The following is a 10,224-nucleotide window of genomic DNA, read 5'->3' as shown; positions in this document are numbered from 1 at the left end:
CTTGTGGGCCGGGATGTTCAGCGTGCCATCGGGGTCGACCGTGGTGCTCGCCTGCTGTGTCTGCTGGGCGGGCGCAACCGAGGCAAACATCGCCGCGACGAGCGTGATCGCCCGGGTGAAGGGGCTTCGCAAGCGTGTAAAGTGCGGAACGGGCATTCGTTTCACTCCATGGCTGACGGGAACGTCCGATCGATAGGATGTTCGGGATCCACAAGATGTGTTGCTGCGGAGCAGGCGCTTGCCGGCGATGTCGCCGGCCGCATGGGTGGCGCATCCGCGCATGAAAACCGGAGAGTTTTTCCTCATCCCATCCCCCTTCATGCAGCCACCTTTCTTTGGCGGCTTTCCGGCCATGACAACGCCCGCCCGGCAGTGGTTATGCAACGCATGCAAAAAATAGAGAGAGAGAAGAATTATGCCGGATTGGCTCGTCCGGAGCCTAAATAGCGATGACTCTGATGGAGGCCATAGCTCATCCCTCCATCGCCGCTGGGCAATAACCGTCAAAGACAGAGACTGAACACCTAAACTATTGAGCCAGGTCGCGCCGACGATCTTCTCGCTCGACAGCTTCCCGAAATGGCTTGCGTCCGACGATCAGCAGGATGCAGGCAAGACCACCGCAACCCGCGACCGTCGTGGCGATAGAATAACCGACCTTTGCTGGATCGCCATAGACATATTGGGTGAGCAGCGAAACGAGCACGGGGGCGAGGCCGATTGCGAGCAGGCCGTAGGTAAAGGTTTGGACGCCCGACATCCGACCAATGAACTCTGGCGGCGTGAACAATTGCTGCGCAGCGGGGAAAGCCCCGAGGCCGCACAGGAAAATCCATGCCAAGGTATTGAAGATGATAAAAACCCATTCCGAGGAGGTCGTGAAGGCAATGATCGTGAACGGGATGCCGAGCGCAGCGGTGCAGAAGTAAACGACGTAGAGGCCCTCGGGAACACCCGCACGGCGGACACGATCCGCGACCGATCCCCAGAGTACATTGGCGAACCCGCCCGCGGCGAGGCCGGCGCCGAGCACGATGCCGACCTTGGACGCGGGCCACTGGAATGCCCGCTCAGCATAGGCTGCGCTCCACGAGATCATGGCATAGGCGCACAGCGCGAACAGCGACGCTGCGCCGAGATAACATGCCACCAGCCGAAAATTCGACAACACGAACCGGCCGAAGCCAGCGGGACGGCTCTTGTCCTGTTCGGCGGGCGTCGCGGCTTGCGCTCGGGAAAGCCTGGGCAGGAGAAATGCGAGGAACGCAATGAAGACGCCGGGTAAGCCGGTCACGATGAAGGCCGCCTGCCAGGGCGCCAGATGGCCAAGGAGGGGCAAGGTCAAACCGTCCGTCGCCGTGATGCGGGTGATGATCGCACCGCCGAAAATCATCGCAACCACGCCGCCAATGTTGTTTCCCGTGGAAAAGACGCCCGTGGCGAAAGCAAGCTGGTCCCGCGGCATGGAGCGCGCAATGACGCTATAGGCAACCGGACTGACCACCGATTCACCGAGTCCGACCCCCGCCCGGGCGACGAACATGGAGATGAAACCGGCGGCGAGGCCTGAAGCTGCGGCGCAAAACGACCATAGCATTGAAAGGAAAAACAGGAAAAGCCGCGGCGAATAGCGGTCGAGTGCGGCTCCGACGATCAATGTGCCGCCGCAATAGAAGGCCGAGAAGGCAAGGCCCTGAATGATGCCGATCTGGACGTCCGAGAGATTGAGGTCGCTTCCCATCGGATTGATCAGAAGCGCAAAAATGATCTTGTCCAAAAAGGAAAGAAGGCCAAATGTCGTGAGGATGCATAGTGTCAGCCATCCCCTTGGAGAAAGTCCTCGACCGATTCCATCAGCTACATGATGTGCAGAAATACGCACCTCCCAGAGCATTGGCCAATATGGCGCTCGAATGTGCCTGACGAAACGGTCATTCAGAGCGATCGGGCCGGCTATTCATGAATGAAAGCCCGGCTACCTTCATCGAAACATCGCCTATTCAATCGTTCCGGCCAGATAGCCGCCGGTATAACCTCCATCCACGGCCAGATTGACGCCGTTTACAAACTTTGCCGCCTCAGAGTTCAGGAAGACGAGCGGATAGGCCTGCTCCTCCGGCGTCGAAAACCGGCCGATCGGCTGAGCCGCCTTTTCGAGCCGGTCCTTCATCAGCTTTTCGAAGCTTTCCATCATCGGCGTCGCGGTCGGACCGGGCATCGTGCAATTGATGCGAACGCCTCGCTCCCGGACAAGGCTCGTGCTCCGCCGCACGACATAGGGGGTGGTCGCCTCCTTCGAAAAACGGTAGCCGTCGCCCAGCAGATCGCGATTGTCTTCGCACCACCGCACCGCTTCGGCGAAGTCCCCGATCGCCAGCAGATCGCCCAGAACCTCCAGCTTGTCGCGATACAGGAACCCGCCCGCCGAAGTGATGAGCGCAATGGCGCCGCCGCGTTTCATGCGGGGGATCCAGCGCTCCGTCCAATGCCGGGTGCCGACATAGTTGACCTTCATCACCTCGACCGGCGCATCGATATTATTGGGCATACCGGCGCAACCGAACATCGCATCGACTTCCCCCCCAATGGCGTCGACGACAGCATCGATGGACTGCGCGTCACGCAGGTCGACAGTATGAAACGAAGCGAGCGGAAGCTCCGGCGGACGGATATCGGCGCCGTGGAGTTCGGCGCCAAGCCGGAGCAGTTCGCGCGCCGTGGCCAGGCCCATTCCCGAAGCGCATCCGGCGATGACGCAGCGTTTGCCCTCATAGGACCAGATATTATCGGACATTTCAGTCGACTCTCCTTCAGCGTGACTGCCGGAATGACAATGCCTTCAGTTCGGTGAAGGCATTGAGCCCTTCCTCACCATGTTCGCGGCCGATGCCGGAATATTTGAATCCGCCGGACGGCGGCGCGGACAGCCCCGGCGGCCCCCCGCCACCGTTGATGCGCACCGTCCCCGTCCGCATCGCGGCCGCGATATTGAAGGCTGCGGTCAAGTCCGCCGAGAACACATTGCCGGCGAGGCCGAAGCGCGAGTCATTGGCCAGGCGGATCGCCTCTTCATCGGTGTCGAAGCCGATGACGGCGACCACGGGACCAAAGACCTCTTCCTGGGCCAGGCTGCTCGCATTGTCGACATCGTCAAAGATCGTCGGTTCGAAGAAGAAGCCCTTTGAGAATGCCGCCGGACGCTTGCCGCCTGTGACCAGCCTGGCGCCTGAATCCAGCCCTTCCCGGACGAAACGCTCGGCTCTCGCCCGCTGGGTCTCCCGGATCAGTGGCCCCATGGTGCTGGACGGATCGGCCGGATCGCCAACCTTCACCTTTGCCACATGATCCGCCAGGATCTCGACATAGCGCTTCCGAACCGAATTATGGACGATGTGGCGGGTGGGCAGCGAGCACCCCTGCCCGCAATGCAGGATGAAGCGCATCCCGTGCCGGGCGGCATCCTCCAGATGCGCATCGCCCCTGACGACATGCGCGGACTTGCCGCCAAGTTCCAGATGCACGCGCTTGAGCGTTCCCGCGCTCTGCCGCGCGATCAGTATCCCCGTGGCGTCCGATCCGGTAAAGGTCACAAGATCGACGCGCGGATCGGTAGTCAGCAACTCGCCGATATCCGTGCCCCCCGGAAGGATGTTGACGACGCCCCTGGGCAGGCCGGCCTCGGCGACTGCCTCCGCAATCACCAGGGCTGAAAGCGGCGTGAAGGGAGAAGGCTTCAACACCACCGTGTTGCCCGTGATGAGCGCCGGAACCAGCTTCTGGAGATTGAGCAAGAAGGGGAAGTTGTAGGGCGTGATCGCGCCCACGACACCGGCGGGCTCGCGCCGGATCACCCCGCCCGAGAAGCTCTGTCCGCCGCTCTGGTCAGGCGAATTGCCGATCGGAAGCGGCATGTCCCGATATCGCTCGCCCAGATCGATGGTGTGCAACATCGCTTGCAGCGGCTGCGCGCACTGCATGTCCGTCGCCAGGGCCTGGATGGCGCCCGCCTCCCGGATCAGCAGCTCTATGATTTCGCCCTTTCGCGTTTCGAGGGCCTTGTGGAGCGCCCGCAAAATCTGGCCGCGCTCGCCCGGTGACATGCGCGGCCACGGGCCGCGATCGAAGGCGTCACGCGCAGCGCCGATCGCGGCATCCATTTCGGCCATGCCAGCCCAGGGGGCGAGCCCGATCACTTCCTCGGTAGCGGGGTTGAGGACCGGCGCGCGCTCATTTGCGGGTTTGACCCACTCGCCGGCGACATAGACTGAATCGAACCGTTCTCGCCACATAAGGCATCCCTTTGTTCATCGAACGATCGCTCCGCCGCCGCCAGAAGCGGCGGAGCGATCCGCATCAGAACTTGACCTTCAGTCGTACGCCGCCATATCGACGATAGTCCCGGGGCAATGCGCCGGCCAACCGCGAGATGACGTTGTCGACTTCGAACAATGTCGTGTAGTAAAATTCGTTGGTCAGATTCTTGCCATAGATCTGGAACTCCCAGCGCTCATTGTCGGAGGCGAGCGTCAACGAGGCATCGAGCATTCCGCGCGACGGCTCGCGTGTCAGTGGATCCCGACCCACGCGCATCGGCGTATCATCATACCAGTCAAAACCGACACGTCCGGTAATGTTCAGCGGCGAGGAGCCCAGGTCGTTGCGATAGGTCGCGCCGATATTCCAGCGCCACTTGTAGGAAAATACCGCCTGGGCGCCATTTATATTGTAGTTTTGACAGCTCGCGCCCGCGGCCGGCGCCGCGCAATAGCGAACGAACACGTCGCCGGCATAGCGTGGATTTGTATAAGCCAAGGCACCATCGATGCTGAGTCCATCGGTCAGGCGCGCCTGGAAGTCGGCCTCGACACCGTCGGTGCGCACCGAACCGGCGTTGAAAAGACGCGTGGAGGTATCGGGAAGGACGACGGACTGCTGCAGGTTGCTGATCTTCTCGCTGTAGACATTGAGGTTTATCGACAGCCGCCGGTCGAAAAGTTGAAGCTTCGCGCCCGCTTCATAGCTTTGGCCGATTTCAGGCGCGAGGATGGGGGAATAGCCGGTCGCCGGATCGGGAGCGGTCGCACCGCGCGACACGTCGACCGCCGCCCCCTTATAGCCCCGATTATAGGAGGCATAGAAGTTGAGATCGTCGGTCGGCTGCCACTGAATGCCGAAACGGCCCGACACATTGTTGGTCACACGCGAAAGCTCATAGCCGTCGGTCGACGTGGGCGTCAGGTTAAAGCGCCCCGCGATCGGATCGAGCACCGGACGCCCATTGGCCGGATTGGTCAGGATATTGCCTGCATTGTCGGTGATCTGCGCGAAGTAATTCTGCTTGCTGAAGGTGGAACTGATCGTTTCGTGCGTGAAGCGCACGCCGCCGAAAAGCGTGATCTGGTCGGTCGCCTTGAACGACACGTCGCCGAATATCGCCGCGGTGTCATCCTGAATGCGATATTGAACCGAACCGAAGCTGGCATAAAGCGTATTGAACTGATCAGCCCCCCTGCCGAGATAGGCGCCGCTGAACATGAACGGAACCTCGCCCGATCCCTTGTCGCGCAGCGTCTGGTAAAACAGGCCGCCGACGATATCGAAGCGATCCCCGGCGTAATTGAGCCGCAGTTCCTGCGAAAGATAGCGCACCGCCTGCGGCTGGCGCGGTTCACGTTGCGTCATGTGAAGCACGGGATAGAAGGTCGGATTGGGCGTGAAGCCGCGTCCTTCCTGGGCGCCGGCGGTTGTCCCGTCGACGTCATTGGCATTGTCGTTCTCGAAATTGCGGAAGCCGGTGATCGAGGTGATCTTGATATCGTCGTTGACCCTCCAGCCAAGTTCCGCGGTGGCGCTATATCCCTCCGCATGGTTGAACTGATCGCCATTGGTATTGACCCGCGCGACACCCCGCCGCGGTGTGAAGCCGAGAATGGCGATCTGCGCGGCGCCGATGCCCGTGCTCGGCACGATGTTGATCCCCTGGCCGAACGTGCCCGACGTGCGGCGATAGTCTCCGCCGATGAGAAGATTCACCGTTTCGCCAAGATCGAGGTCAAGCTTCGCCGCAAAGCCGTAATTCTCATAACCTAGCAGATCATTCCCCGGCCCGTCATTTTTCAGGAGAGGCGAAAGGTTCCTGTAAAAGCCGTTCACGCGGAAACGCGCGTTATCCGACAGGGGCACATTCAACATGCCCCGGACCATATATTCCTCGTCAGTCGTAACGCCGAACTGACCCTGGCCTTCAAAGACATCGGTAGGGCGGCGCGTAACGATGCTGACGATGCCGGCAGTCGCATTCTTTCCGAACAGCGTACCTTGCGGGCCTCGCAGGATTTCCACACGCTCGATGTCGGCAAGGTCGTTCAGAAACTCGCCGGCCCGTGCGACCGGCACACCGTCGATGACCATTGCCGTGCTCTGCTGCAACCCGCCCTCGGCGGCTTGCGAACTGATGCCACGCACCGTAAATCCGGTTGAATTCGATGAAAATCCGTCAGTATAGCCGACCGAAGGCGACGCCCGAACGAGCTGCGGCGTGTCGAGGATAACTTCAGTGTTGATGCGGGCCTCGCTAAGGGCCTGTACCGAAATCGGGACGTCTGACAGCGCCTGCTCGCGCAATTGGGCAGTGACTATGATCTCGCCATAATTAGTGGTCTGATCCGCCGGTTTGGCCTTCGTATCTTCCTGCGCGATCACCGGGCTCGCTGCCGCGCAAGCGGCGATCGCGATAAGTGACGCCAAGCCGTGATCGCGCGGCAACAGGCCGCGAAACTGCGATGTATTCATCTTTCTGGCTCCCTCCCATATCAGGCGACGGCTCGGATTGTTCCAATTGCCCATCACCTGATTAGCAGGGAAAACCTTCTAGGTTTCCGGCGCCAAGACGCATTTTCTATCATTGAGCGAGCTACCTCCCGAACGCGCCGATCGGTGAGAAATCGCTTCAGCTATTGCAGGGGCTTACGCAAATGATCCGGGTCATTGGCCTGTGTGTCGGCGTAGCTGGACTATGAAGCGGCGCCGGCTTCCGGGGCAGGTTCGCGGCTGCGCATAGCCGGTTCACCATCCTCGCCAGCCGGACGAGGCTGTCAGTCGCGACAGCTTCGACACATGCCTTGAACGAGCGAGGCTCTGGAGCCGATCGGTTTACCGTGCGTCGCCACAAGCATTCATCGGCACGCTGACATAGTCGAGCCTGACGTCGGATATGGTGATGTCGGCCGTTCCCCCGGACCGCAGCACGAACGGAGCCGTGACCGTGCGCATGTCTGCGCCGCGCGCCGCGAAACATTGGAGCGGAAGGACGAACTGGGCCCATTTCCCCGGCACGGCGGTCGACAGGGCGCCGCTAACGGGTAGTTCAAAGGTCTTTCCGCCGCTTCGCAAGCCGATAGTCGCCCGGCCCGCAGGCTTTGCATCCAGCCGATATTCCACCACCAGGCTGATCTCTCCATTACTTTCGCGGGAAAGGTCGAGCGGGCGCGGTGCGACCAGCGCCACTTGCCCCGCTTGCTTCCAGACGAAACGGCGGCTGTCCTCCTGCGCGCGGCGGTCGACGCTACTCTGAGTAACGCCGTCGGCCTCGATGACCCAACCGGGAGGCATCTGGCCCCGCCCGTAGAAGGTGCCGGGCGTCGCCGCCGCCATGCCGGCGGGGCGGTTTTCGTCCAACCGTCCTATCTTGCCGGGCTGGGCATAGCTGAGGCCATAGCCGAAGGGGAAAAGCGGATCATAATTCGCGTCCCGGCGATTCAGCACATATTGATCCGGCCGTTTGGGCCAGGAAAAACCAAGTTTCCCCCGAAAATCATTCCGCGGCTTCCCGTCCGCCCCGGCGAAGAGCAGATCGGCCACACCGCCGCCCTCGCTGCCGGGCAGGAAAGCTGCGACGAAGGCATCTGACGCATTGAGTTCCGCATTCACCCACAGCGGACGACCCGACAGGAAAACCGCCACCACCGGCACGCCCGCCGCCTTGAAGCGCCGCAGCATCTCCAGGTCCCGCTTGTCGTCGGGGCTATATTCCAGATTGGGCACATCGCCCTTGAACTCGGCATAGGGCTTTTCCCCGAAGACGACGATCGCCACATCCGGCTTCCGCGTGAAATGGCCGTCCGGGGCATAGCGCGCTACGCCACCGCCCGCCTTCACCGTCTCCTCTATCCCCTTCCAGATCGACTGGGCGTTGGGAAAGGCGGAATTGGGAAGGTCGATCCCCTGCCAGGTGATCGACCAGCCGCCCGCCTGCTGGCTGATGCTGTCGGCCGCCTCGCCCGCGACGAGAATGTCGGTGTTGGGCTTCAACGGCAGGATGCCTTCATTCTTCAACAACACCAGCGACTCCCGCACCGCGCGGCGGGCGATGGCGCGGTGATCGGCGGAGCCGATGACGTCGAACTTGCCCGCATAGGCGCGGGCGGAGGGGCGGCCCCGGTCAAACGTGCCGGCTCGGATCTTGACGCGCAAAATACGCCGCACCGCATCGTCCAGCCGCGCCATCGGGATTGTTCCGTCCTTCGCCTCCCGCAGCGTGTTGTCGTAGAGCTGCTTCCAGCCCGGCCCGGAATACATGAACATATCCAGCCCCGCATTGATCGCCTGCGGGCAGTCCTCGTTGGAGCAGCCCGGCACCTGGCCATGGCTGTTCCAGTCCCCGACGACGAAGCCGTCGAAGCCCATGCGATCCTTCAGCACGCCGGTCAGCAGCGAACGGTTGCCGCTCATCTTCTCTCCATTCCAGCTGGAGAAGCTGGCCATGACCGATTGCGTGCCCGCCTCGATCGCGGCGGGGTAGCCGCCCAGATGCACATCGCGCAGCACTTCTTCCGAAACGCGCGTATCCCCCTGGTCGCGACCGCCGGTGCCACCATCGCCCAGGAAATGCTTGGTCGTGGCGACCAGATGATCGGGCGCGAGAAAATCCTTCGTGCCCACCCTGCCCTGCACGCCTTCGATCATCGCGCCGGCATAGTCCGCGGCGATCTGTGGCTCTTCCGAATAGCTTTCATAGGTGCGGCCCCAACGGTCGTCCTGGACCACGGCCAGCGTCGGGGCGAAGGTCCAGTCGAGGCCCGCCGCCGCCGTTTCCAGCGCCGTCACCCGCCCGATTTCCCGGATCAGGTCGCGATCACGCGCGGCACCGAGGCCGATATTGTGCGGAAAGAGCGTCGCGCCGACGATATTATTGTTGCCGTGGACGGAGTCGGTGCCCCAGATGATCGGGATCTTCGGCCCCTTGTCGTTCCGCGCCAAGGAGGCGTCGTAAAATTCGTCAGCCAGCTGGAGCCATTTGGCTGGCGAGGCATATTCGTCGCCATAAGGGCCGCTGTTGCCTCCGTTCAGGACCGATCCGATCTTGTAGGTCCGCACGTCGGCCGGGGTGATGGAGCCGATGTCGACCTGGATGATCTGACCGACCTTGTCCTCGATCGACATGGCTTTCATCAAAGCGTCGACCCGTCGTTCGACGGCAGGGTCGCGCTTCGGCCGGGCGTCGACACGCGGCCAGAGTTCGGGGCGCGCGATCGAAGCGGCGGGTTGCTGCGCCGCTGCCGAGGCGGCGAGCAGGACCGCCGTGAGAGCGGGCATGGACACGAGCGAGAGGCGGAAGGTCATGCGGTCTCCTGAAAGTCGCGCGGTTCTGGTCAGGGCTTGAGGCTGAGCGGATCGAGTTTCGCCACGCCCTTGAGCGTTGCGTCGCCCGCATGGTGGCCGATCGCCAGCGCATAGCTGCCGCCATCGAGCCGCCATCCCCTGCCCTCTTCGAAACGGGCGATCAGGCGGGGATCGACGGTCATGCTGATGCGCCGGGTTTCACCGGGGGACAAGTGGAACTTGTCGAAGCCGGCCAGCCGCCAGTTGGACACGCCCGCGCTTCCTTTCGCCTGCACATAAAGCTGCGGAACGTCGGCCCCGGCTCGATTGCCTTCATTGGCGACGTCGAAGCTGACAGTCAGCGAAGCGCCGTCCTGCACCGTGAGATTGGCATAGGAAAAGCTGGTGTAAGTGAGACCATAGCCGAACGGGAACAGCGGCTTCCTGCCCTTCATCGCATACCAGCGATAGCCGACCTCCGCGCCTTCCGCATAATCGACGGCGAAGGGCGCAACGCCGCCGGTCATGCCGTAATTGGTCGTGTCGCCCGCAGTCCGGCGGGCTTCGGCCGCTTGCAGTTCGGCGAGACCCGCCGGCTCGGCGCGCGCGGCCTGGTCCGCGCGC

Annotated in this window: 7 protein-coding genes; all 7 read right to left on the bottom strand. The window is 62.2% G+C overall.

Going from position 1 to position 10,224, the window contains the following annotated elements; all coding sequences use genetic code 11:
* The coding region (locus AC58EF_RS27460) for a hypothetical protein (protein ID WP_497279558.1) at positions 1-354 on the bottom strand (354 nt) is incomplete at its 3' end.
* Between the two features lie 175 nt (positions 355-529).
* Positions 530-1,894, bottom strand: a complete 1,365-nt coding sequence (locus AC58EF_RS27455) for an MFS transporter (RefSeq protein ID WP_497279557.1) — start codon at positions 1,892-1,894, stop codon at positions 530-532.
* A 102-nt stretch (positions 1,895-1,996) separates the two neighbouring features.
* Positions 1,997-2,794, bottom strand: coding sequence for a coniferyl-alcohol dehydrogenase (locus AC58EF_RS27450; RefSeq protein ID WP_497279556.1), 798 nt, complete (start codon positions 2,792-2,794; stop codon positions 1,997-1,999).
* Between the two features lie 16 nt (positions 2,795-2,810).
* On the bottom strand, positions 2,811-4,289 hold the full coding sequence (locus AC58EF_RS27445) for an aldehyde dehydrogenase family protein (RefSeq protein WP_497279555.1): 1,479 nt from the start codon (positions 4,287-4,289) through the stop codon (positions 2,811-2,813).
* A 64-nt stretch (positions 4,290-4,353) separates the two neighbouring features.
* Complete coding sequence (locus tag AC58EF_RS27440; protein ID WP_497279554.1) at positions 4,354-6,792, bottom strand: TonB-dependent receptor; 2,439 nt, start codon at positions 6,790-6,792, stop codon at positions 4,354-4,356.
* A gap of 360 nt (positions 6,793-7,152) precedes the next feature.
* Entirely contained in the window at positions 7,153-9,621 is a 2,469-nt protein-coding gene (locus AC58EF_RS27435; protein WP_497279553.1) for a glycoside hydrolase family 3 protein, read from the bottom strand.
* Between the two features lie 29 nt (positions 9,622-9,650).
* Positions 9,651-10,224 (bottom strand): fibronectin type III-like domain-contianing protein (locus tag AC58EF_RS27430; RefSeq protein ID WP_497279552.1); only part of this gene is annotated, 574 nt, incomplete at its 5' end.

This window comes from Sphingobium sp. WR1 (assembly GCF_059693745.1).
This window is presented reverse-complemented; position numbering and strand designations above follow the sequence as displayed.

Coding starts and splice junctions, on each gene's coding strand:
- AC58EF_RS27455 (WP_497279557.1), bottom strand. CDS start 1,894: ATGCTCTGGGAGGTGCGTATTTCTGCACATCATGTAGCTGATGGAATC.
- AC58EF_RS27450 (WP_497279556.1), bottom strand. CDS start 2,794: ATGTCCGATAATATCTGGTCCTATGAGGGCAAACGCTGCGTCATCGCC.
- AC58EF_RS27445 (WP_497279555.1), bottom strand. CDS start 4,289: ATGTGGCGAGAACGGTTCGATTCAGTCTATGTCGCCGGCGAGTGGGTC.
- AC58EF_RS27440 (WP_497279554.1), bottom strand. CDS start 6,792: ATGAATACATCGCAGTTTCGCGGCCTGTTGCCGCGCGATCACGGCTTG.
- AC58EF_RS27435 (WP_497279553.1), bottom strand. CDS start 9,621: ATGACCTTCCGCCTCTCGCTCGTGTCCATGCCCGCTCTCACGGCGGTC.